Source organism: Streptomyces uncialis, assembly GCF_001905345.1.
In the GTDB taxonomy this organism is placed as follows: Bacteria; Actinomycetota; Actinomycetes; order Streptomycetales; family Streptomycetaceae; genus Streptomyces; species Streptomyces uncialis.
Genome location: NZ_LFBV01000002.1, coordinates 40,141 through 67,061, shown reverse-complemented (window position 1 = coordinate 67,061; position 26,921 = coordinate 40,141). Strand labels below are relative to the sequence as shown.

The window sequence follows — 26,921 nt, the reverse complement described above, 5'->3', positions numbered from 1 at the left end:
CCGATGTCCGACGACAAGAAGCTGCTCGACTACCTCAGGCGCGCCACCGCGGATCTCGGTGACGCCAGGAGGCAACTGCGGGAAGCCGAGCAGGCCCGCCACGAACCGATCGCCATCGTCTCCATGGCCTGCCGCTATCCCGGCGGGGCCAACTCCCCGGAGCTGCTGTGGGACCTGGTCTCCCGGGGCGTCGACGCGGTCTCCGAATGGCCGGTCAACCGCGGCTGGGACGTCGGGGCCCTCTACGACCCGGACCCCGACCGGCCCGGCACCTCCTACACCCGGCACGGCGGATTCCTCCACGAGGCCGCCGAGTTCGACGCGGAATTCTTCGGCGTCTCACCGCGTGAGGCGCTGGCGACGGACCCCCAGCAGCGGCTGGTGCTGGAGACCGCCTGGGAGGCGGTCGAGCGGGCGGCGATCGATCCCCGGGCGCTGCGGCGGACCGGCACCGGTGTCTTCCTCGGGGCGATCGGCAACGGCTACGGCGCGGGTTCCCGTCATCTCCCCGAGGTCCAGGGCCTGCTGGACACCGGGACCGCGAGCAGCGTGGTCTCCGGACGGATCGCCTACACCCTGGGCCTGGAGGGGCCCGCGGTGACCGTGGACACGGCCTGCTCGTCCTCCCTGGTCGCCCTGCATCTGGCGATCCGGGCCCTGCGGGCGGGTGACTGCGCGCTGGCCCTGGCCGGCGGGGTCTCGGTGATGGCGACCCCCGACGCGTTCGTGGCGTTCAGCCGCCAGCGCGCGCTGGCGGCGGACGGACGCTGCAAGGCGTTCGGGGCCGACGCGGACGGCACCGGCTGGTCCGAGGGCGCCGGCGTACTGCTGCTGGAGCGGCTGTCGGACGCGCGGCGCAACGGCCACCGCGTGCTGGCGGTGGTACGGGGTTCGGCCACGAACCAGGACGGTGCGAGCAACGGCCTGACGGCGCCGAACGGTCCGGCGCAGCAGCGGGTGATCCGTGCGGCGCTGGCGGACGCGGGGCTGGCCGGGTCCGAGGTGGACGTGGTGGAGGCGCACGGCACCGGTACGACCCTGGGCGACCCGATCGAGGCCCAGGCGCTGCTCGCGACCTACGGGCAGGGCCGCCCCGCCCGGCAGCCCTTGTGGCTGGGCTCGTTGAAATCGAACATCGGCCACACCTCGGCGGCGGCCGGGGTGGGCGGCGTCATCAAGATGGTGCTGGCGATCCAGCACGGCGAACTGCCCCGGACCCTGCACGCGGACCGGCCGACCCCCATGGTCGACTGGTCGTCGGGGGCCGTGGAACTGCTCTCCGAGGCCCGCGCCTGGGACGACACGGGGCATCCGCGCCGGGCCGGGGTGTCCTCCTTCGGCGTCAGCGGCACCAACGCCCATCTGATCCTGGAACAGGTCCCGGCGGAGGAGACCGCTCCCGTCACCGGCCCCGCGACCGATCCCGGTGCGCACCCGCTGCCGTGGCCGCTGTCCGGGCGGACCGATGAAGCGCTGCGGGACCAGGCGGCCCGGCTGCTGGCACATCTGAGTGCCGGCCCCGGACCGCTGCGGCCCGGCGAGCTCGGCCGCGCACTCGCCACCACACGTACGGCCTTCGAGCGCCGGGCCGTGGTCGTGGGCGAGGACCCGGACCGACTGCTCGACGGAGTGAAGGCGCTGGCCGAAGGCCGATCCGTACCGCAGTTGGTCCGGGGCGACGGAGTGTCGACCGGCCGTTCGGTGTTGGTGTTCCCGGGTCAGGGTTCGCAGTGGGTGGGGATGGCTGCGGGGTTGTTGGACGGGTCGGTGGTGTTCGCGGGGCGGATGGCTGAGTGTGAGCGGGCGTTGGCGCCGTATGTGGATTGGTCGTTGTCGGGGGTGTTGCGTTCGTCGGGTTCGTTGGCTCGGGTGGATGTGGTGCAGCCGGTGTTGTGGGCGGTGATGGTGTCGCTTGCGGAGGTGTGGCGTTCGTTCGGTGTGGTGCCGGATGCGGTGGTGGGTCACAGTCAGGGGGAGATCGCCGCTGCCGTGGTGGCGGGTGGTCTGTCGTTGGAGGACGGGGCGCGGGTGGTGGCGCTGCGCAGCCGTGCGGTGGGTGCGCTGGCGGGCCGCGGCGGCATGGCGTCGGTGCCGCTGCCGGTGGATGTGGTGCGGGAGCGGATCGCCTCCTGGGACGGCGGGTTGTCGGTGGCGGCGGTGAATGGTCCGTCGTCGACGGTGGTGTCGGGCGACGCGGACGCGGTCGCCGAGTTGGTCGAGCAGTTGGTTCAGGAGGGGATACGGGCGCGTCGTATCGAGGTGGACTATGCCTCTCACTCGGCGCATGTGGAGGAGATCCGCGAACAACTCCTGTCCGAACTGGCCGGGATCGCTCCTGTCACGGGTTCGGTGCCGTTCTTCTCGACGGTGACGGGTGGCTGGCTGGACACGGCGTCGTTGGATGCTTCGTACTGGTTCCGGAATCTGCGGGAGACGGTGCGGTTCGAGGAGGCGACACGCGGGCTGCTGGGGGAGGGGTTCCGGTTCTTCGTGGAGCCCAGCCCGCACCCCGTGCTCAACTTCGGTGTCCAGCAGACCGCCGACGCCGCCGCCACCGCCGACTCCGCGCAGGGCCCGGCGGTGGTACTGGGTACGCTGCGGCGCGGTGAGGGCGGCCTCGACCGTTTCCTGTTGTCGCTGGGCGAGGCCCACGCGGGCGGACTGTCGCCCGACTGGGAGCAGGTGTTCGCCGGACACCGTTCGGACGGCGTCTCCCTGCCGACCTACCCGTTCCAGCGCCGCCCGTACTGGCTGGAGGACACCGGCGCGGTACCGGGCGGTGGACGCGGAGGGTCCTCGGAGGGCGACGACTTCTGGGAGGCCATCGGCGGCGGCGACCTGGACCGGTTCAGCGCGACCCTCGGGGTGAACCCCGAGGACCCGCTGAACGTGGTGCTCCCCGCGCTCACCACCTGGCGCACCGAGCGCGGGGAACGCTCGGTGGTGGATTCCTGGCGCTACCGCGTGACCTGGCGGGCCCTGCCCGAGGGCCCCGCGGCCGCACTGACCGGCACCTGGCTCGTGCTGTCGCCGGCCGAACGGTCCGGGCAGCAGGCACACCGGTCGGCCGCGACCGTCCGGGCCCTGGAACAGGGCGGGGCCACGGTGGTCCAGGTGCGGCTCACCGAGGCGGAGGCCGACCGCGCCGTACTGGCCGACCGGGTCCGTGAGGCCCTCGGCCCGGTGCCCGGTCCGGTGGCCGGGGTGCTGTCGCTGCTGGGCCTCGACGAGCGCCCGCACCCCGCCCACCCCGCCGTCCCGCTGGGCACCGCGCAGAACCTGGCCCTGGTGCAGTCCCTCGGTGACGCCGGGGTCGACGCGCCCCTGTGGTGGGCGACCCGGGGCGCGGTATCGGTCGGGGGCGCGGACACCGGGAGCCCGGTCAGCGCCGAGCAGAACCTGCTCTGGGGCCTCGGCCGGGTGGCCGCCCTGGAGTACCCGCAGCGCTGGGGCGGTCTGATCGACCTTCCGGAGAACCTGGACGAGGACACCGCCCCGCGGCTGTGCCGGGTGCTGGCCGGCGCGGCAGGCGCCGAGGACCAGGTGGCCGTGCGGGCCACCGCCTGCCACGGCCGACGTCTGGTCAGATCCCCACTGGGCGACGCCCCACCGCGGCGCACCTGGCGACCCGGCGGCACCGTGCTGATCACCGGCGGTACCGGCGGGATCGGCGCGCAGATCGCGCGCTGGCTGGCCCGGCGCGGAGCCGGGCACCTGGTGCTGGTCAGCCGGCGCGGCGCGGACGCGCCCGGCGCGCCGGAGCTCTCCGAGGAACTGGCCGCTCTCGGTACCCGGGTCACCCTGGCCTCCTGCGATGTCGCAGACCTGGACGCCTTGCGCGCCCTGAAGGACAACCTCGAACAGGACGGCCACCGGATCGGCACCGTCTTCCACGCCGCGGGGGCCGGACTGCTGGTGCCGCTGCCCACCACCGATCTGGACGAGTTCGCCGACACCCTCCACGCCAAGGTCGGCGGAGCCAGGAACCTGGACCTGCTGTTCGACGGGGACCCGCTCGACGCGTTCGTGCTGTTCTCCTCCATCTCCGCGGTCTGGGGCAGTGCCGACCACGGCGCCTACGCCGCCGCGAACGCCTACCTCGACGGTCTCGCCGAGAACCGCCGCAGCCGTGGCCTCGCCGCGACCTCCGTGGTGTGGGGGATCTGGAACCCCGAGGGCGGGGCCGGGATGGCGGCCGAACTGGTGGAGGAGACCCTGCGTGGTCACGGCGTCCTCTTCATGCCGCCCGCCGTCGCGATCACAGGACTCCAGCAGGTACTGGACCACGACGAGACGGTGGTCCTGGTCGCCGACATCGACTGGGACCGTTTCGCGACGGTGTTCACCTCGGCGCGTCCCAGCCCGCTGATCGCCGAACTGCCCGAGGTGCGCGCCGCGCTGGCCGCCGACCAGGCCACCGGCCCGGACGGCACCGCCGGGACGTCGTCGGTGCTGCGCGAGCGGCTGGGTCCGCTCCCGGCGGCCGAGCGGACACGGGTGCTGGTCGACCTGGTCCGTACCCACGCGGCCGCCGTCCTCGGTCATGACTCGCCGGACGCCGTCGCCCCCGGCCGTGCTTTCCGCGACCTCGGCTTCGACTCGCTGACCGCCGTGGACATGCGCAACCGGCTCAACGCCGCGACCGGGCTGCGGCTTCCGGTCACCGTCGTCTTCGACTACTCCTCGGCCACCGCGCTGGCCCGGCATCTGGAGACCGGGCTGCTGGGAGCGGCCGAGCGCCCCGCCGCCGTCTCCCCGCCCCCGCCGGTGGTGTCCGCCACGGACGACGACCCGATCGTGATCGTGTCCATGAGCTGCCGCTACCCCGGCGGGGTGCGTACCCCCGAGGAACTGTGGCGCCTGGTCGCCGACGGGCGCGACGCGGTCTCCGGGCTGCCGTCCGACCGCGGCTGGGACCTGGACACGCTCTACGACGCGGACCCCGACCGGCCCGGCCGGAGCTACGCCGCCGCGGGCGGATTCGTCCAGGACGCGGACCGGTTCGACCCCGGGTTCTTCGGGATCTCGCCGCGCGAGGCGCTGGCGATGGACCCGCAGCAGCGGCTGCTGCTGGAGACCTCCTGGGAGGCGATCGAGCGCGCCGGCATCGATCCGACGTCCCTGCACGGCACCAGGACCGGGGTCTTCGCCGGTGCGTCCTACCAGGGCTACGGCGGCACCCTGCGGGATGTCCCCGACGAACTGGAGGGGCTGTTCATCGCGGGCATCTCGACCAGTGTCCTGTCCGGGCGGGTCGCCTACCAACTGGGCCTCCAGGGGCCTGCCGTGACGGTGGACACGGCCTGCTCCTCATCGCTGGTCGCGGTGCATCTCGCGGCCCAGTCGCTGCGTTCGGGCGAGTGCGCGCTGGCGCTGGCCGGCGGCGCGACGGTGATGGGCACCCCGCTGTCGTTCACCGGCTTCAGCAGGCAGCGCGGACTCGCCGAGGACGGACGCTGCAAGTCCTTCGCCGCCTCGGCGGACGGCTTCGGCATGGCCGAGGGAGTGGGCCTGCTGGTGCTGGAACGCCTCTCGGACGCCCGCCGCAACGGCCACCCGGTGCTGGCGGTGCTGCGCGGCTCGGCGATCAACCAGGACGGCGCGAGCAACGGGCTGACCGCGCCCAGCGGGCTGGCCCAGCGGCGGGTGATCCGCGACGCGCTGGCGAACGCCGGGCTGACGCCCGCCGAGGTGGACGCGGTGGAGGCCCACGGCACCGGCACCCGGCTGGGCGATCCGATCGAGGCCGACGCGCTGCTGGCCACCTACGGTCAGGACCGGCCCGCCGACCGGCCGTTGTGGCTGGGGTCGCTGAAGTCCAACATCGGGCACACCCAGGCCGCCGCCGGGGTCGCCGGCATCATGAAGATGGTGCTGGCGATGGGCCACGGACAGCTGCCGCGGACCCTGCACATCGACCGGCCGTCCCCGAACGTCGACTGGACGGCGGGCGCCGTCTCCCTGCTGACCGAGGCCACCGCCTGGCCGCGGACCGGCCGGCCACGCCGGGCCGGGGTCTCCTCGTTCGGCCTGAGCGGCACCAACGCCCACGTCATCATCGAACAGCCGCCCGCCGGTTCCGTACCCGCGCAGCCCGGCGAACCCGCCGCGCCCGCCGTACCCACGGAATCCGCCCCCGCCCCCGGGTCCGCCGCGCCGGACCCGCACGCCTCGCCGGTCGCCGTCCCGTGGATCGTGTCCGGGCGCACCCCCGAGGCCCTGCGTGACCAGGCGTCGAGACTGCACGAGTATCTGACGGAGCGTCCGGAGATACCGGCCGTCGACGTCGGCTACTCCCTGGCGACCACCAGGACCACGTTCGAGCATCGCGCCGCCGTCGTCGGCGACGACCGCGCGACCCTGCTGGACGGTCTGGCCGCGCTGGCCGAGGGAGAACGCGCCCCCGGCCTGGTCGACGGCAGCGTCGCCCGATCGGCCAGGACCGTCTTCGTCTTCCCCGGCCAGGGCTCCCAGTGGACGGGCATGGCCCAGGAACTGCTCGATCACGCCCCGGTGTTCGCCGCGCGGATCGCGGCCTGCGAACGCGCCCTCGCCCCGTATCTGGACTGGTCGCCGCTCGCGGTTCTGCGGGACGAGCCCGACGCGCCCCCGCTGGACCGGGTGGACGTGGTGCAGCCGGTGCTGTTCGCCGTGATGGTGTCCCTGGCCGAGCTGTGGCGCTCCCACGGGATCGTCCCCGACGCCGTGGTGGGCCATTCCCAGGGGGAGATCGCCGCCGCGTGCGTGGCCGGCGCGCTCTCCCTGGACGACGCGGCACGGATCGTCGCCCTGCGCAGCCGGGCGTTGCTCGCCCTGACCGGACGCGGCGGCATGCTGTTCGTGCCGCAGCCCGTGGACGCGGTACGAGAACTGCTGGCCGCCTATGACGGGGCACTCGACATCGCCGCCGTGAACGGACCGACATCGGTGACGGTCTCCGGTGACCCGGTGGCCCTGGCGGAACTGCGCGAACGGTACTCCGAAGCGGGCGTACTGACGTGGCCGGTCCCCGGCGTGGACTTTGCCGGACACTCGCCGCAGGTGGAGGAGATCCGGGAGGAACTGCTCACCCTGCTCGCCGGGACCGCGCCGCGGACATCCGGCATCCCGTTCTACTCCACGGTCAGCGGCGGCCCGCTGGACACCCTCGCCCTGGACGCCGAGTACTGGTACAGCAATCTGCGCCGCCCCGTGGAGTTCGGACAGGCGGTCGACGCGCTGATCGCCGACGGACACCACACCTTCGTCGAGTGCAGCACCCACCCCGCGCTGACCGTCTGGCTCCAACAGGCCGTGGAGGCGGCCGGGGCCGGTGACGGAGCCGTCGTCGGCACCCTGCGCCGGGCCGAGGGCGGCCCCGCCCGCTTCCTCGCCGCGCTCACCGAACTCCACGTGCGCGGACTGCCGGTGGACTGGGAGACGGTGTTCGCCGGAACCGGTGCGCGCAAGCGGTCCCTGCCCACCTACGCCTTCCAGCAGCGGCGGTACTGGCTCGACACCGGCGCCCCCGACCGGACCGCCGCCGCCATGACCGGCACCGGCCCGGCCGACTCCGGGTTCTGGGACGCCGTCGACCACGGGGACCTGGACGCCCTCGCCACCACCCTGCGGGTCGAGGACGGGGAACTGCGGGCCTCCCTCGCCTCCCTGGTGCCCACCCTCGCGGACTGGGCCCGCGGCCGACGCGGCGACCGGACCGCCGACAGCTGGCGCTACCGGGTCGCCTGGAAGCCTCTGCCGACTCCCGGGCGGCCCCGGCTCGCCGGGAGCTGGCTGGTCGTGTCCCCGGCCGGCGCCGCCGAGGACCCGGCCGTCGCGTTCGCCGTGGACTCCCTGCGCCGGCACGGCGCCGCGCCGGTCCTGGTCGAGGCGGGCCCCGACGCGGCCGACCGGAGCCGCTTCGCCGCACTGCTGCGCGATGCCCACGACCGGAGCGACGGGCCGCCCGCCGGGGTGCTGTCCCTGCTCGCCCTGGCCGAGGAACCCCACGGCGAGGGATCGGCGCTGCCGCTCGGCCTCACCCTGACGGTCGCACTGCTCCAGGCGCTGGGCGACCTCGGCGCCGACGCCCCGCTCTGGTGCGCCACCAGGGGCGCGGTGTCGGTCGGCCGCTCCGACCGGATCGACAGTACGCTCCAGGCGCTGGTCTGGGGCCTCGGCGGGGTCGCCGGGGTCGAGTACCCGCAGCGGTGGGCGGGCCTGGTCGACCTTCCGCGACGGCTCGACGACCGGGCCGGGGCCCGGCTGGCCGAGGCGCTGACGGGCCTGGACGGCGAGGACCAGCTGGCGGTACGGGCGTCCGGCGTCTTCGGCCGCCGGGTCGTCCACGCCGGACTCGGCGACACGGCCCCCGTCCGTGACTGGACACCGGACGGCACGGTCCTGATCACCGGCGGAACCGGCGGTCTCGGCGCCCAGATCGCCCGGTGGCTCGCCCGCACCGGCACCGCGCGTCTGCTGCTGACCAGCCGGCGCGGCGAACAGGCCCCGGGAGCGGACGCCCTCCTGGCCGAACTGCGCGGACTCGGGGCCGACGTCACCGCGGCGGCCTGCGATGTCGCGGACCGCGAAGCGCTGGCGGAACTGCTGGCCGGCATCCCGGCCGAGCGTCCGCTGCGTGCCGTGCTGCACACCGCGGGCGTACTGGACGACGGGGTGATCGACTCGATCACCCCCGAACGCGCGGCGGGAGTCCTGCGCCCCAAGCTGGACGGCGCCCGCAACCTCGACGCGCTCACCCGCGAGCTCGACCTGACCGCGTTCGTGCTGTTCTCCTCGCTGGCCGGCACGCTCGGCGGCACCGGCCAGGGCAGCTACGCCGCCGCCAACGCCTACCTCGACGCCCTGGCCCGGCAGCGCCGTGAACTCGGGCTGCCGGCCACCTCGGTCGCCTGGGGCCTGTGGGGCGGCGACAGCCTCGCCTCGGGAGCGGTCGCCGAACGGCTGATCCGTGACGGTCTGCCGGCCATGGACCCCGGGTCGGCCACGGTCGCGCTGCGACAGGCACTCGACCACGACGACACCGCCGTCCTGGTCGCCGACTTCGCCTGGGACCGCTTCACCCGGGCGTTCACCGCGCTCCGGCCCAGCGCCGCCCTCGGGGATCTGCCGGAGGTGCGGGAGGTGCTCGCCGCCGCGCGCGGCTCCCGGGACACGGCCGACGGCGCCGGGCCGCCCGCCCTGCGGCTGGCCGCGCTGCCCCCGGCGGAACGGGACCGGGCCCTGCTGGACCTGGTCCGCGCCGAGGTCGCCGCGGTGCTCGGGCACACCGGACCCGAGGCGGTGGAACCCGACCAGGCGTTCAAGGACATCGGCTTCGACTCGCTGACCGCCGTCGAACTGCGCAACCGGCTCGCCGAGGCCACCGGGCTGCGGCTGTCCGTGACCCTGGCCTTCGACTACCCGACGGCGACGGTCCTGGCCGGTCATCTGCGCACCGAACTGCTGGGAGCGGCCGGCCCGGCGACGCTCGCGGAACCCGAGCGGGCACCCGTGACGGCGGCGGTGCCCGACGACGAGGCGATCGCCGTCGTCGCCATGAGCTGCCGCTACCCCGGTGGCGTCAGCACCCCCGAAGAGCTGTGGGAGCTGGTCACCACCGGGCAGGACGCGATCTCCGGCTTCCCCACCGGACGCGGCTGGGATCTGGAGGGCCTCTACGATCCGGACCCCGACCGGGTCGGCAGCACATATGCGCGGGAGGGCGGCTTCCTGCATGACGCCGACCGCTTCGACCCGGCCTTCTTCGGGATCTCCCCGCGCGAGGCACTGACCATCGACCCCCAGCAGCGCTTGCTGCTCGAACTGTCCTGGGAGGCGTTCGAGCGGGCCGGTATCGACCCGCTGTCGCTCAAGGGCAGCGAGAGCGGCGTCTTCGTCGGATGCAGCCACCACGACTACGGCTCACGGGTCACCGAGCCCTCCGAGGAGTTCGAGGGCTACCTCGGCATCGGCAGCGCGGGCAGCGTGGCGTCCGGACGGATCTCCTACAGCCTCGGCCTGGAAGGCCCGGCGGTGACCGTCGACACCGCGTGCTCCTCCTCCCTGGTCGCGGTACATCTGGCGGCCCGGTCGCTGCGGGCGGGGGAGTGCTCGCTGGCGCTCGCCGGCGGGGTGACCGTGATGTCGACACCGGGCGCCTTCGTGGAGTTCAGCCGGCAGCGGGTGCTCGCCGAGGACGGCCGCTGCAAACCGTTCGCCGCCGCCGCGGACGGCACCTCCTGGGCCGAGGGCGCCGGGCTGCTCGTCCTCGAACGCCTCTCGGACGCCCGGCGCAACGGGCACCCGGTGCTCGCCCTCGTCCGTGGCTCGGCCGTCAACCAGGACGGCGCCAGCAACGGTCTCACCGCGCCCAACGGCCCCTCCCAGCAGCGGGTGATCCGGGCGGCGCTCGCCGACGCCGGGCTCGCCGCGTCCGAGGTGGACGCGGTGGAGGCGCACGGCACCGGGACCCGGCTGGGCGATCCGATCGAGGCCCAGGCACTGCTGGCGACCTACGGCCGGGAGCGGGGCGCGGAGCGGCCGTTGTGGCTGGGATCGCTGAAGTCGAACATCGGGCACAGCCAGGCCGCCGCCGGGGTCGCCGGGATCATCAAGATGGTGCAGGCCATGCGGCACGGGGCACTGCCCAGGACCCTGCACGTCGACACGCCGACACCCTACGTGGACTGGTCCGCCGGCGCGGTCCGGCTGCTCACCGAGGACACCCCGTGGCCGCGGACCGGTCGCCCCCGGCGGGCCGCCGTGTCGTCGTTCGGCGTCAGCGGCACCAACGCCCACACCATCCTGGAACAGCCCACCGATCCGGCCCCGGACCCCGCGGACACCCCCCGGAAGGTCCTCGCGCCGGCGTCCGCGACCGTCCAGGGGACATCCGCGCTGCCGTGGCTGCTGTCCGCGCGGAGCGCGGACGCGCTGCGCGACCAGGCCGGGCGGCTGCTGCGGCACGTGGAGCGGAACCCGCAGCTCCCCGTCGCCGGTCTGGGCCGGTCCCTGGCGCTGAACCGCAGCGCCTTCGAGCACCGGGCCGCCGTCACCGGCACGGACCGGGAGTCCTTGCTGCGCGGGCTCACCGCCCTCGCCTCCGGCGATCCGTCGGCGGACCTGGTGCACGGCGTCACCGGCGCGGCGGGGAGGACGGCCGGGAAGACCGCCTTCCTGTTCCCCGGCCAGGGCAGCCAGCGGCCCGGCATGGGCGCGGAGCTGTACGCGCGCTTCCCGGTCTTCGCCGACGCCTTCGACGCGGTCTGCGCGGAGCTCGACCCGCTGCTGGACCGCCCGCTGCGCGAGGTGATCGACGCGGCCCCCGGCAGCCCCGACCACGGCCTGCTGGACCACACCGGATACACCCAGCCCGCCCTGTTCGCCATCGGCGTCGCGCTGTTCCGGCTGGTCGAACACTGGGGTGTACGTCCTGACTACCTGCTCGGCCACTCGGTGGGGGAGCTGGCCGCCGCCCACGTCGCCGGTGTGCTCCCGCTGGCGGACGCCGCCGCCCTGGTGGCCGCGCGGGGACGGCTGATGCAGGCCCTGCCGGCCGGAGGCGCGATGTTCGCCCTCGGCGCCGGGGAGGAGGACGTGCTGCCGCTGCTGGCGGGCCGGGAGAGGGCCGTCGGGCTGGCCGCGGTCAACGGCCCGGCCTCGACCGTGATCTCCGGTGACGGGACGGAGGTGGCCGAACTCGCCGCCGAACTCGCGGCGCTCGGACACAAGACCCGCCGGCTGCGGGTCAGCCATGCCTTCCACTCGCCCCTCATGGAGCCGATGCTCGCCGGGTTCCGCGAGGCCGCCGCGCGGATCGAGCCGGGTGAGGCCACCGTCCAGGTCATCTCCGACCTGACCGGGGAACCGGTCACGGCCGAGCAGCTCGGCTCGCCGGACCACTGGGTCGACCATGTACGCGGCACGGTGCGGTTCCAGGACGGGATACGCCGCCTGGAACGCGAGGGCGTCACCTCGTTCCTGGAACTCGGGCCCGACGGCGCCCTCACCACCATGGGCCAGGACTGCCTCACCGACGGCGCCGTGCTGGTGCCGCTGCTGCGCCGGGACCGGCCCGAGGCCGCCACGGCCACGGCCGCCCTGGCCCGGCTGCACGTCCACGGCGTCCCGGTGGACTGGGAAGCCGTCCACCCCGGCGGCGGAGCCGACCCCACCGACCTGCCGACCTACCCCTTCCAGCGCCGGAGCTACTGGCTGGAGGGCAGCTCCGCCGGAGCGGACCTGCCCGCGGCCGGACTGCTGACGGCCGATCACCCGCTGCTCGGCGCCGGCTCCGAACTGGCCGACTCAGACGGCTTCCTGTTCACCGGCAGGCTCTCGGTCCGCAGCCATCCGTGGCTGGCCGACCACGGGGTCTTCGAAGGCGTGCTGTTCCCGGCCACCGCCTTCCTGGAACTCGCGGTCCGCGCGGGCGACCAGGTCGGCTGCGGCCAGGTCGAGGAACTCACCCTGGAGGCGCCACTGGTGCTCCCCGCGAGCGGAGCGGTCGCGCTACAGCTCACCGTCGGCGCCCCGGACGGCTCCGGCGCCCGCCCGCTGAGCGTCCACGCCAGGCCCGAGGGCGGCGGACCCGACACACCCTGGACCCGGCACGCGAGCGGCCTGCTGACCACCGGCGACGAGCCGGTACCGGCCGACCCGGCGGACCTCGCGCCATGGCCGCCGGCCGGAGCCGTCCCGCTCGATGTGGAAGGGCTCTACCAGCGCTTCGCCGAGGGCGGGTTCGCCTACGGCCCCGCGTTCCAGGGCCTGCGTGCGGCCTGGCGGCTCGGTGACGAGGTCTTCGCCGCCGCGAGCCTGCCGGAGCGGCAGCAGCCGGACGCGGCCAGGTTCGGCCTGCACCCGGCCCTGCTGGACTCCGCTCTGCACGCGCTGGTGTTCGACGTGCTGCGAGGTCCCGCCAAGGGCTGGCTCCCGTTCTCCTGGAACGGGGTGCGGCTGCACGCCTCGGGCGCGTCCGAGCTGCGGCTGCGGCTGACCCCGACCGGCCGGGACGCCGTCGCGGTGCTGGCCACCGACGGCACCGGACAGCTGGTGGCCTCGGCGCGCTCCCTCGTCCTCCGGCCGGTCTCGGCCGATCAGTTCAAGGCCGCGCGAGGCGGACACCACGAGGAGCTGTACCGTCCCGAGTGGCAGGCTCTCCCCGAGCGCGCCGCGCCTGCGGGCCGCGACCTCGGCCCGGAGTCCTGGACCGTGCTCGGTACGCGGACACCCTGGTGGTCCGGCTCCCCGCCGCTCCCGGGCCGGGCGGTGACGGACCTCGCCGCACTGGCCGCACTCATCGACGCGGGCACACCGCCGCCCCGGCTCGTGCTGGCGGCCTGCCCGCCCGTCACGGCAGCGGCCGGGCCGTCCGGCGATCTCCGCGACGCGGTGCACGGCGATGTCGGCGCGGTCCTCGGTCTGCTGCGCGACTGGCTCGCGGACGAACGCCTCGCCGGGTCCCGGCTGGTGCTGGTGACCTCGGGCGCGGTGGCGGTCGGCGACGACGTCCCGGACCTGGCCGGGGCAGCGGTGTGGGGCCTGGTCCGCTCGGCGCAGACGGAGAACCCCGACCGCTTCGTCCTGCTCGACCTGGACACCCACGAGGCCTCACCCGCGGCGCTCGCCCAGGCTCTCGCGTCCGCGGAGCCCCAGCTCGCGATCCGGGCGGGGGCGGCGCATGTCGCCAGACTGGCCCGGGTCCCGCTGTCCGCCACCGGGCGGGGGCCCGGCTGGGACGCGGGAGGAACCGTCCTGATCACCGGCGGCACCGGTGCCATCGGCGCCCACGTCGCCCGGCACCTGGCCGCCGAACACGGCGTCAAGCACCTGCTGCTGACCAGCCGCAGCGGTCCCGCCGCCGAAGGGGCGGCGGAACTCCTCGCCGATCTCACCGCGCTGGGCGCCGAAGCCGAGATCACCGTCTGCGACGCCGCCGACCGCGACGCTCTCGCGGCCCTGCTGGCCGGTCTGCCGTCCGCACACCCGCTGACCGGGGTGGTGCACGCCGCGGGCGTCCTGGCCGACGGCGTGGTCGCCACCATGACGCCCGACCAGCTCGACCTGGTGCTGCGACCCAAGGTGGACGCGGCGATCAACCTGCATGAGCTGACCGCCGGCCTGGACCTCTCCGAGTTCGTCCTGTTCTCCTCCATCGCGGGCGTCTTCGGCGGCATGGGCCAGGGCAACTACGCGGCCGCCAACGCCTTCCTGGACGCCCTGGCCCACCGGCGCCGCGCCGACGGCCTCGCCGGACGCTCCCTCGCCTGGGGGCTGTGGGCCAACCGGACCGGGATGACCGGCGGCCTCACCGAGGCCGACCTGCGACGGATCGCCCGGGGCGGGATCGTCGCCTTCACCCCGGCGGAAGGACTGGCGCTGTTCGACGCGGCCGGGGCACTGGACGACGCGGTCGTCCTGCCGCTGCGGCTGGACACGGCGGCGGTACGGGCCCAGGCCGCCACCGGCGGGGTCCCGGCCCTGCTGCGCGGCCTGGTGCGCCCCGCGGCCCGGCGCGCCACGGCGGGCCCGGCCACCGACACCGGACCCGACCGGGCCGGAGCACTGAAACAGCGGCTCGGCCCCCTCGACGGGCCGCAGCGCGAACGGGTGCTGCTCGACCTGGTCCGCTCGCACGCCTCGATGGTGCTCGGCCACAGCGGCGCCGCCGCGGTCGAGCCGGGACGCGGCCTCCTGGAGATCGGCTTCGACTCGCTGACAGCGGTGGAGCTGCGCAACCGGCTCCGCGCCGCCACCGGACTCCAGCTCCCGGCGACCCTGCTCTTCGACTATCCGACCTCGGCCGCGATCGCCGCACACCTGTCCGCCGAACTGGTCCCCGAACCGGGGCCCGACCCGGTGCCGGGACTGGCCGAACTGGACCAGCTGGAACTCGCCCTCGGCGACGGCGTCAGCGACGGCGCGGCCCGCGACCGGCTCACCGGCCGGCTCCAGGAACTCCTGACACGCCTCGATCCGGCGCCCGACGCGACCAACGGCACCGGCGCCGCGGACGACGGGATCGAGGGCCGCATGGACGGTGCGACCGACGACGAGCTCTTCGACTTCATCGACAACGAACTCGGCATGTCATGACACCGACCAGGCACACGGACCAAGGCGGCGAGGCAAGGGTGAACGACGACAGGCTGAGGGACTACCTCAAGCGAGTGACGGCGGATCTGCACCGCACCCGCCTGCGCCTGACCGAGGCCGAGGCGGCGGGCCGCGAACCGATCGCCGTCGTCGCGATGAGCTGCCGCTACCCCGGCGGGGTCCGGTCGCCGGAAGACCTGTGGCGCCTGGTCACGGACGGCACCGACGCGATCACCGGCTTCCCCGACGACCGTGGCTGGGACCTGGACCACCTGGACGACCCGGACCAGCTGCGCAACGGCACCAGCTACGCCGCACGGGGCGGATTCCTCGACGGCATAAGGGACTTCGACCCCGGATTCTTCGGGATCTCCCCCCGCGAGGCCCTGGCCATGGACCCGCAGCAGCGGCTGCTCCTCGAAACCACCTGGGAAGCGTTCGAGCGGGCCGGGATCGACCCCGTGTCACTGCGGGGCAGCAGCACCGGGGTCTTCACGGGGATGATGTACCAGGACTACGCGGTACGGCTGCGCCAGGTCCCCGACGACGTGGCCGGCTACCTCGGCAACGGCAGCTCCGACAGCGTCGCCTCGGGCCGGGTCGCCTACACCTTCGGCCTGGAGGGCCCGGCGGTGAGCGTCGACACCGCCTGCTCGTCCTCCCTGGTCGCGATCCACCTCGCCGCCCAGGCACTGCGCGCGGGCGACTGCGCCCTGGCGCTCGCCGGGGGCGCGATGGTGATGTCGACACCCGTCCCCTTCGTGGAGATGAGCCGGCAGGGCGGTCTGGCCAGGGACGGCCGCTGCAAGTCCTTCGCCGCCACCGCCGACGGCACCGGCTGGGGCGAAGGCGTGGGGACGCTGCTGCTGGAGCGCCTCTCCGACGCCCGCCGGAACGGGCACCCCGTCCTCGCGCTGATCCGCGGCACCGCCGTCAACCAGGACGGCGCCAGCAGCAGACTCACCGCCCCCAACGGCCCCGCCCAGCAACGGGTGATCCGCCAGGCACTGACGAACGCCGGACTCACCCCCGCCGACGTGGACGTCGTGGAGGCGCACGGCACCGGCACCCCGCTCGGCGACCCGATCGAGGCCCAGGCCCTGCTGGCCACCTACGGGCAGGACCGCACGGACGGACAGCCGCTGCTCCTCGGTTCGCTGAAGTCCAACATCGGACACACCCAGGCGGCGGCCGGGGTCGGCGGCGTCATCAAGACCGTACTGGCCATGCGGCACGGCACGGTCCCACCGACCCTGCACGCCGAGGACCCGTCCCCGCGGATCGACTGGACGGCGGGCGCGGTCCGCCTGGTCACCGCGAGCACTCCATGGCCGGACACCGGACGGCCGCGCCGGGCGGCGGTGTCCTCGTTCGGCGTCAGCGGCACCAACGGCCACATCGTCCTGGAACAGGCGGACGACCCGGCCGAGCCCGCGGGCGACGACGAGACGCGGGAGACCCGGGACACCGCCGACGGCACCCCGCCGCCCGTCGTGCCCTGGGTGCTCTCCGGACGCACCGCCGGGGCCCTGCGCGCCCAGGCCGGACAGCTCCGGGCCCATCTGGACGCCCACCCCGGGCCGGGCCCGGCCGAGGTGGGCCACGCCCTCGCGACGACCCGCGCCGCCCATGAGCACCGGGCGGTCCTGATCGGCGCCGACCCGGACGAGTTCCGCGCCGGCCTCGACGCCCTGGCGGCCGACACACCCGCCCCCGGCCTGGTGCGCGGCATCGCCGGAACGGGCGGCGCGGTCGCCCTGGTCTTCCCCGGACAGGGATCGCAATGGGCCGGAATGGCGGTCGGGCTGCTGGACCGCGCGCCGGTCTTCGCCGCCCGCGTGGCGGACTGCGAACGAGCCCTCGCGCCGTTCGTCGACTGGTCCCTGGAGGCCGTCCTGCGCGGCGCCCCCGGCACACCCCCGGCGGACCGGGTGGACGTCGTACAGCCGGTCCTGTGGGCCGTCATGGTCTCCCTGGCCGAGCTGTGGCGCTCCCACGGCGTCACCCCCGGCGCCGTCATCGGCCACTCACAAGGGGAGATCGCGGCGGCGTGCGTCGCGGGCGCCCTCTCCCTGGACGACGCCGCGCGCGTCGTCGCACTGCGCAGCCGGGCGATACGCGCCCTGTCCGGCCGCGGTGGGATGGCCTCGGTGGCACTGCCCGCCGAACAGGCCGCCGCACGGATCGCCCCCTGGAACGGCCGGCTCTCCGTCGCCGCGGTCAACGGACCCTCGTCCACGGTCGTCTCGGGCGACACCGACGCCCTGGACGAGTTCCTCGCGCGAACGGCGGCCCAGGACATCCGCAGCCGACGGGTCCCCGTCGACTACGCCTCGCACAGCGCCCACGTCGAGGACATCCGGACGGAACTGCTCACCCAGCTCGCCGGACTGACCCCGCGCCGGTCCGGCATCCCGTTCTACTCCACCGTCAGCGGCGGACCGCTGGAGGACACCTCCGCCCTGGACGCCGACTACTGGTACCGCAACCTGCGCGGCACCGTCCGCTTCGAACAGGCCACCCGCGCCCTGCTGGCGGACGGCTACCAGGTACTGCTGGAGAGCAGCCCCCACCCCGTCCTCACCGTCCCGATGCTGGACACCGTCGAGGACGCGGGCGCCGACGCCACAGCCGTCGGCACGCTGCGCCGCGACGAGGGCGGACCACGCAGATTCACCGAGTCCCTGGCCGAACTCCATCTGCGCGGCGTGCCCCTGGACTGGGACACCGTCTTCGCCGGACGCCGCCCCGGACGGGTGGAACTGCCCACCTACGCGTTCCAGCGGGACCCGTACTGGCTGGAGGACGGCGCCGCGCCCGCCGCCGACGTCACCTCCGCCGGACTGACCCCCGCGGACCACCCCCTGCTGGGCGCGGTCGTGGTCCTCGCCGACAGCGACGGCCTGCTGCTCACCGGCCGGCTGTCGACCCGCAGCCACCCGTGGCTGGCCGACCACGCGGTCCAGGGCAGTGTGCTGCTCCCGGGAACAGCCTTCCTGGAACTCGCGCTCCAGGCCGGAGCCCGCGTCGGCTGCCCCCGGGTCGAGGAGTTCACCCTCGAAACCCCCCTGGTGCTGCCCGAGCGGGGCGGGACCGTACTGCGGCTCACCGTGGGCGCACCCGACCGCCGGGGACGCCGCCCGCTCAGCCTGCACTCCCGGCCCGACACACCCACCGGCGAGGACCCGGACGACGACGAGTGGGTCCGGCACGCCGAGGGCGTACTGGCCGAGGACCCCGCGCAAAGCACCACGGACGGCGAACCGGCGCCCTGGCCGCCGCCCGGCGCCGAGCCCATCGCCCTCGACGGCCTTCACGACCGCTACGCGGCCGGCGGATTCGTCTACGGTCCCGCCTTCCAGGGCCTGCGAGCGGCCTGGCGACGCGGCGACGAGACGTTCGCCGAAGCCGTCCTGCCGGCCGGGCCCGCCCCCGACGCCGACCGCTTCGGCCTGCACCCGGCGCTGCTGGACGCGGCCCTGCACGCCACCGGACTGCCCGGCACCCCCGGCGCGGACGCCCACCCCGGGGGACGGCTGCCGTTCTCCTGGACCGGTGTCACCCTGCACGCCACCGGCGCCGGGGCGATCCGCGTCCGGCTCACCCCGGCGGGACCCGACGCGGTGGCGCTCCATGTCACCGACCCGACCGGCCGCGCCGTGGCGACGGTGGACGCGCTGGTGCTCCGGCCCGCGGGCACCGGACAACCCGCCACCGGCCGCCCCGCTACACGGCGTCACCAGGACCTGTACGAGGTGGAGTGGGTCGCCGCGCAACCGGGCGGGACCCGAGCACCGGTCCACGTCACCGCGGACCTGGCCGCGCTGGTCGCCGAGGTCGACGCCGGGGCGCCGGTGCCCGAAACGGTACTGCTGGCCTGCGCGGAGCACGAGGACGCGGGCGGCCCCGCCGAGACGGTCCGCTCGACCGTCCACCAGGCCCTCGCCGACGTGCGGACCTGGCTCACCGACGCACGCTTCGACGCATCACGCCTGGTGTTCCGCACCCGGGGCGCGGTGAGCGCCGGGCAGGCCGTGCGCAACCCTGCGCACAGCGCGCTCTGGGGCCTGGTCCGCTCCGCCCAGTCCGAGCATCCGGGACGCTTCGCCCTGCTCGACCTCGACCCCAGCGACGAATACGGCACCTCCGCCGGCGTCGCGGCGGCCCTCGCCTCGGGAGAACCGCAGTCTGCCGTACGGGGCGAGGACGTCCTGGTGCCCCGGCTGGCCAGGATCGCCAGGAGCGAGCCGGACGGACCGGCCGCACCCGTCCGGGCACTCGACCCGACCGGCACGGTCCTCATCACCGGAGGCACCGGCCTCCTCGGCTCCCATGTCGCCCGCCGCCTGGTCACCGGGCACGGCGTCCGGCGGCTGCTGCTGCTGTCCCGCCGCGGTCCGGCCGCCGCGGGCGCCGGGGCACTGCGCGCCGAACTCACCGCACTGGGGGCCGAGACCGACATCGTCGCCTGCGACGCCGCCGACCGGGACGCCCTCGCGGCCGTGCTCGCGGCCGTGCCGTCCGACCATCCGCTCACCGCCGTGGTCCACACCGCCGGCACCCTCGACGACGGCGTCGTCACGGCACTCACCCCCGAACGGGTGGACGGCGTCCTGCGCCCCAAGGTCGACGCCGCCCTCCATCTGCACGAGCTGACCCAGGACCTGGACCTCGCGCACTTCGTCCTCTTCTCCTCGGCCGCGGGCACCTTCGGCGGCCCCGGACAGGCCAACTACGCCGCCGCCAACGCCTTCCTCGACGCCCTCGCCGAACAGCGCCGGGCGGCGGGACTGCCGGGTCAGTCCCTGGCCTGGACCCTGTGGGAGCAGCCCAGCGCCCTCACCGGCCACCTGGAGGACGCCGATGTGCGACGCGTCGCCCGTTCCGGGATGCCGCCGCTCTCCACCGAGCGGGGGCTCGCGCTCTTCGACACCGCCCTCACCGTGGACCGTCCCGCCCTGGTGCCGATACGCCTCGACACCACGGCCCTGCGGTCCGCGGCGGCGGACGGCACACTGCCGCCGCTGCTCCGGGGTCTCGTACGCACACCACCGCGCCGGGCGTCGGCCACCGCGGACACGACGGCCGACGACAACGCGCTGCGGCGGCGTCTCGCGGCACTCGACGCCGCCGGACGGACACGGCTGCTGGGCGAACTCGTCCGCACCCACGCGGCATCGGTCCTCGGCCACGCCTCCCCGGACGCCCTCGACCCCGGACGGGCGTTCCGCGAACTGGGATTCGACTCGCTGGCCTCGGTGGAACTGCGCAACCGCCTGACCGCCGCCACCGGTCTGCGGCTTCCCGCGAGCCTGGTGTTCGACCACCCGACGCCGACGGCGCTCGCGGACTTCCTGCGGACCGGACTGACGGACACGGTGTCGGCCCCGGTCCCCGCCCCACCCGCCGCGGCGACCGGCCGGGACCAGGACGCGGACGACGACCGAATCGCGATCGTCTCCGTGGCCTGCCGCTTCCCCGGCGGTGTCCGCTCGCCCGAGGATCTGTGGCGGATGCTGGCCGAGGGCCGCGACGGCATCTCCGGATTCCCCACGGACCGCGGCTGGGGCCTGGACACGCTGTACGACCCCGATCCCGACCGCACCGGCACCTCCCTCACCCGCGACGGAGGATTCCTCCACGACGCGGCCGACTTCGACGCGGAGTTCTTCGGCATCTCGCCGCGTGAGGCGTTGGCGATGGACCCCCAGCAACGACTGCTGATGGAGACGAGCTGGGAACTGTTCGAGCGCGCGGCCATCGACCCGTCCACCCTGCGCGGCGCTCGCGTCGGAACGTACGTCGGGCTGATGCAGCAGGACTACGCCGCACGCCTGCTGCCCTACATCCCCGAGGACGTCGAGGGATTCCTCGGCACCGGCAACTCGGGAAGCGTCGTCTCCGGGCGCCTGGCCTACTTCTTCGGACTGGAGGGCCCCGCGGTCACGGTGGACACCGCGTGCTCGTCGTCGCTGGTGGCCCTGCATCTCGCGGTGCGGGCACTGCGATCCGGCGAGTGCTCCATGGCCCTGGCCGGCGGTGTCAACGTGATGTGCAGCCCCGAACTGTTCGTGGAGTTCAGCCGCCAGGGCGGTCTCGCCCCGGACGGCCGATGCAAGTCCTTCGCCGCGGCGGCCGACGGCACCGCCTTCGGTGAGGGCGCGGGCATGCTGCTGGTGGAGCGGCTGTCGGACGCGCGGCGTCTCGGCCATCCGGTGCTGGCGGTGGTGCGGGGTTCGGCGGTGAACCAGGACGGTGCGAGCAACGGCCTGACGGCGCCGAACGGTCCGTCGCAGCAGCGGGTGATCCGTGCGGCGCTGGCGGACGCGGGACTGGTCGCGTCCGAGGTGGACGTGGTGGAGGCGCACGGCACCGGCACGACCCTGGGCGACCCGATCGAGGCCCAGGCGCTGCTCGCGACGTACGGACAGGGGCGCCCCGCCGAACGCCCGGTGTGGATCGGCTCGTTGAAGTCCAACATCGGGCACACCTCGGCGGCGGCGGGTGTGGGCGGAGTGATCAAGTCGGTGCTGGCGCTGCGGCACGGGGTGATGCCGAAGACCCTGCACGTGGACGGTCCGACACCGGAGGTCGACTGGTCCGCGGGGGCCGGCAAGCTGCTCACCGAAGCCCGGGCGTGGGACGACACGGAACGTCCGCGCCGGGCCGGTGTCTCCTCCTTCGGAGTGAGCGGGACCAACGCCCACGTCATCCTGGAACAGGCCCCAGCGACGCCCCCGACCGACCGGTCCGGCCCGCCGGACACCGCGCCCACCGCCGTCCCCTGGCTGCTCTCGGCGCGCACCCCCGAGGCGCTGCGCGCCCAGGCGGCGGCGCTGCTGGCCGAGTTCGGTGACGGATCGGACGTCTCCGCCGACGACGTGGCGTTCTCCCTGGCCACGGGCCGTACCGCCCTGGGACACCGTGCGGTGGTGGTGGGCACCGCGGACAAGCTCGCCGACGGATTGGGCGCGTTGTCGCGGGGGTTGCCCGCGGCGGGTGTGGTGACCGGTGCTGGTGGGGTGGTGTCGGGTCGTTCGGTGTTGGTGTTCCCGGGTCAGGGTTCGCAGTGGGTGGGGATGGCTGCGGGGTTGTTGGACGGGTCGGTGGTGTTCGCGGGGCGGATGGCTGAGTGTGAGCGGGCGTTGGCGCCTTATGTGGACTGGTCGTTGACGGAGGTGTTGCGCGGGTCGGGGGTGCTGGCCCGGGTGGATGTGGTGCAGCCGGCGCTCTGGGCGGTGATGGTGTCACTGGCCGAGGTGTGGCGTTCGTTCGGTGTGGTGCCGGATGCGGTGGTGGGGCACTCGCAGGGGGAGATCGCGGCGGCTGTGGTGGCGGGTGGTCTGTCGTTGGAGGACGGGGCGCGGGTGGTGGCGCTGCGCAGCCGTGCGGTGGGTGCGCTGGCGGGCCGCGGCGGCATGGCGTCGGTGCCGCTGCCGGTGGATGCGGTGCGGGAGCGGATCGCTTCGCTGGGTGGCGGGTTGTCGGTGGCGGCGGTGAATGGTCCGTCGTCGACGGTGGTGTCGGGTGACGCGGACGCGGTCACCCAGCTGGTTGACGGGTTGGTGGGGGAGGGTGTCCGGGCGCGTCGTATCGAGGTGGACTATGCCTCTCACTCGGCGCATGTGGAGGAGATTCGTGAGCAGCTTCTCGCTGATCTGGCGGGGATCACTCCGGTGTCGGGTTCGGTGCCGTTCTTCTCGACGGTGACGGGTGGCTGGCTGGACACGGCGTCGTTGGATGCTTCGTACTGGTTCCGGAATCTGCGGGAGACGGTGCGGTTCGAGGAGGCGACACGCGGGCTGCTGGGGGAGGGGTTCCGGTTCTTCGTGGAGCCGAGTGCGCATCCGGTGCTTGCGGTGGCGGTGGGGGAGTCGGTGGAGGCCGCGGGTGTGGAGGCGGCGGTGCTGGGGACACTGCGGCGCGGGGAAGGCGGCCTCGAACGGCTGCTGCACTCGCTCGGTCAGGGATATGTGCGGGGGCTGGAGGTGGACTGGTCCGGGATGTTCCCGGGTGCCCGGCGGGTGGAGCTGCCCACGTACGCCTTCCAACGCCAGCGCTACTGGCTCGACGTTCCGACCACGAGCTGGGACGTCGCGTCGGCGGGACTCGCCACGACCGGGCACCCGCTGCTCGGCGCGGCGACGCAGGTCGCGGACTCCGATGAGCTGCTGCTCAGCGGCCGGGTGTCGCTGGAGACCCATCCCTGGCTGGCCGACCACGCGGTGTCGGGCGTCGTGCTGTTCCCCGGCACGGCCTTTCTCGAACTAGCGCTGCGCGCCGCGGCCGAGGCGGACTGCCCCGTGGTCGAGGAACTCACCCTCGGGTCGGCGCTCGTGATGCCGGACGAGGGAGCCGTTCAGCTACAGATACGGGTCGGAGCGTTCGACGGTGACGGCCGACGACGGCTCAGTGTGTTCGCCCGCGCCGCGAGGGAAGCCGACTCGCCCTGGACCGAGCACGCCAGCGGCACTTTGGCGCCCCAGCCCGCCGGGGACATGACCGAGGCAGTGTCCCCCGCCGGTCTGCTGAGCTGGCCACCGCCCGGTGCCGAGCCCGTGGACACCGACGACCTCTACCAGCGATTCGCCGAAGCCGGCTACCACTACGGCCCCGCCTTCCGTGGTCTTCGCGCCGCGTGGCTCCGCGACGGCGAGGTGTTCGCCGAGGTGGTGCTGCCGGAGCCGCAGCACGCCGACGCCGCCGGATGCGTGCTGCACCCCGCACTGCTGGACGCCTCCCTCCAGATCGCCGCGCTGCTGCCCGATCAGGACGGCCGGGCCCGGCTGCCGTTCAGCTGGACCGGGGTGACCAGCAGGATCACCGGGGCCACCACCCTGCGCGTGCGGCTCACCGCCGACGCCCCGGACGCGGTGACCCTCTCCGCCCATGACCTGGCCGGTCAGCAGGTGCTCGGCGTGGAGTCCCTGCTTCTGCGGCCCCCGGCCCCCGGCGGACCGCTGTCCGCCGCCGCCCACGCCGATCTGCTGTTCCACCTCGACTGGACACCGGCCACCACCCGGGCCGACGGCCCCGCCCCGACCTGGGCCGCCCTCGGCGGCGCTGTCCCCGGCGCGGATTCCTGGCCGGACCTCGACGCCCTGGGCGCCGCCCTCGGGTCGGGCACCGCCCTCCCCGAGGTGATCGTCGCGACGGTCGCGACCGCCGCCCTGCCCGACCCGGCCGACCGGGTGCACGCCACCGCGCACGGTTGCCTCGCCCTGGTCCAGCGGTGGCTGGCCGACGAGCGGTTCGCCGCGGCCAGACTGGCCCTGCTCACCACGGACGCGGTCCGTACGGGGCCGACCGACCGTCCCGTCGACCCCGCCCAGTCCGCCCTGTGGGGTCTGGTGCGCAGCGCGCGCGCCGAGCATCCCGGCCGCTTCGTACTCATCGACCTGGCCGGGGCCGGTGAACAAGCGGCGGGCGCGCTGCCCGCCGCACTGGCGGGCGGTGAACCCGAACTGGCGCTACGGGCCGGGGCGCCGCTGCTGCCCCGGCTGGTCCGCGGGGGCCGGTCCGACGGGACGCTGTCCCTGCCGGCCGATCCCGCCTGGCGGCTGTCCACCGACGGCCGGGGCTCCCTGGAGGACATCGCGCCGGTGCCCGCTCCCGCCGCCCTCGCCCCGCTGGGCAAGGGCGAGGTCCGGATCGCGGTGCGCGCCGCCGGGCTCAACTTCCACGACGTCATCGCCACGCTCGGTCTGGACCCCGACCCCGAACAGCAGGGCCTGGGCAGTGAGGGGGCCGGAACCGTCATCGAGACCGGCCCCGGCGTGGACGACCTGGCCCCCGGGGACCGGGTGATGGGGATCTTCGGGGGCGCGTTCGGCCCGGTCGCCGTCGCCGACCGCCGCACCATCGCCCGGATACCGGCCGGCTGGTCCTTCGCCCGCGCCGCGTCCGTGCCGGTGGTGTTCCTCACCGCCCACTACGGTCTGTTCGATCTCGGCGGGCTGCGGCGCGGCGAGTCCGTACTGGTCCACTCCGCCGCGGGCGGCGTCGGCATGGCGGCGGTCCAGCTGGCCCGGCACGCCGGGGCACGCGTGTTCGCGACCGCCGCCCCCGCCAAGTGGGACGTACTGCGCGCGAACGGACTGGACGACACCCATATCGCCTCGACCCGCACCACCGACTTCGCCGATTCCTTCCTCACGGCCACCGCCGGACGGGGCGTCGACGTCGTACTGGACAGCCTGGCGCGGGAGTTCGTCGACGCGGGTCTGCGACTGCTGCCGAACGGCGGCCGGTTCGTGGAACTCGGCAAGACCGACATCCGCGACCCGTCGACGGTCGCCCGGCAGCACCCCGGTGTGCGCTACCGGGCGTTCGACCTGATGGAGGCCGGTCCCCAGCGCATCGGAGAGATGCTCGCCGAGATCCTGGACCTGTTCGAGCGCGGTGCGCTCCATCACCTGCCCGTCACCGGCTGGGACATCCGGCGTGCCCCCGCCGCCCTGCGCTCGCTCAGCCAGGCCCGGGGGGTCGGCAAGAACGTCCTGCTGCTCCCCGCGCCGCTGGACCCCGAGGGCACCGTCCTGGTCACCGGGGCCACCGGCACCCTGGGACGAATCCTGGCCCGGCATCTGGTCGTCGCGCACGGCGCCCGGCATCTGCTGCTGGCGGGGCGCCGGGGCGGCTCCGCCGCCGGAATGCCGGAACTGGTGGAGGAGCTGACCGGCCTCGGGGCCGCGGTGACGGTCGCCGCCTGCGACGTCGCCGACCGTACCGCGCTCGCCGCCCTGCTCGCGGCGGTGCCCGGTACACATCCGCTGACCGCCGTCGTGCACGCGGCCGGAGTCCTGGACGACGCCACGATCGCCCGTCTGACGCCGGACGGCCTCGACCGCGTCCTGCGGCCCAAGGCGGACGCGGCACTCGCCCTGCACGAACTGACCCGGGACTCCGACCTCGCGGCCCTGGTGCTGTTCTCCTCGGGCGCCGCCCTGTTCGGCGCGGCCGGGCAGGCGAACTACGCGGCCGCCAACGCGGTCCTCGACGCCGTGGCCACCGAACGCCGGGCCGAGGGGCTGCCGGGCCTGTCCATCGGCTGGGGCCTGTGGGAGGAGCGCAGCGTGATGACCGCCGGGGTCACCGGGGACCGGGGCACCGGGGCGGGCGCGCTGACATCGGCCGAAGGGCTCGCCCTGTTCGACGCGGCACTGAACTCCCCGCACTCCTACCGGCTCGCGGCCAGGATCACCCCGTCCGCCCTGCGGGCGAACGACCGGCTGCCCGCCGTGCTGCGCGGCCTGGTACGCCCCGCCCGCACCGGCACCGCCTCCTCCGCCGCGGCTCCCGCCCGCTCCATGGCACAGCAACTCGCCGCGCTCCCGGAGGCCGAGCTGTACCGGACGCTGCTCGATCTGGTGCGCGGGAACGCCGCGGCGGTGCTCGGCCACAGTTCACCGGACCTGATCCGCGCGGCACGCCCGTTCAAGGAAGTCGGATTCGACTCCCTCACCGGGGTCGAGCTGCGCAACCGGCTGGTGTCCTCGACCGGGCTGCGGCTGCCGCCCGCGCTCGTGTTCGACCACCCCACACCGGAGGCGCTGGCACGCCATCTCACGGCGCTGACCACGGCCGCACGCCCGACGGGTGACGCGGCGGTCCGGGCCGGACTCGACACCCTGGAGGCACTGCTGGAGGCCCTGCCCCCGGACGGCGTCAGCGACGAACTGGCGTCCCGGCTGCGGGAGGTGCTGTCGCGCCCGCTGCCCGGCGGGACACCCGCCCCCGCCACGGACGGGGGCGACGCGCACGATCTGGCTCCCGACCGGATCGAGTCGGCGAGCGACGACGAGGTCTTCGACTACATCGACAGGCAGTTGGGATCCGCGTGA

At 74.7% G+C, this 26,921-nt stretch carries 2 protein-coding genes; both read left to right on the top strand.

Features of this window, described 5'->3' with window-relative positions:
• Positions 1–3 precede the first annotated feature (3 nt).
• Positions 4–15,078 carry a type I polyketide synthase gene (locus AB852_RS08755; RefSeq protein ID WP_073785781.1) on the top strand — a complete coding sequence of 5,025 codons (15,075 nt, stop codon included), beginning with the start codon at positions 4–6 and terminating at the stop codon, positions 15,076–15,078.
• Between the two features lie 38 nt (positions 15,079–15,116).
• On the top strand, positions 15,117–26,921 hold the full coding sequence (locus tag AB852_RS08750) for a type I polyketide synthase (protein WP_245876690.1): 11,805 nt from the start codon (positions 15,117–15,119) through the stop codon (positions 26,919–26,921).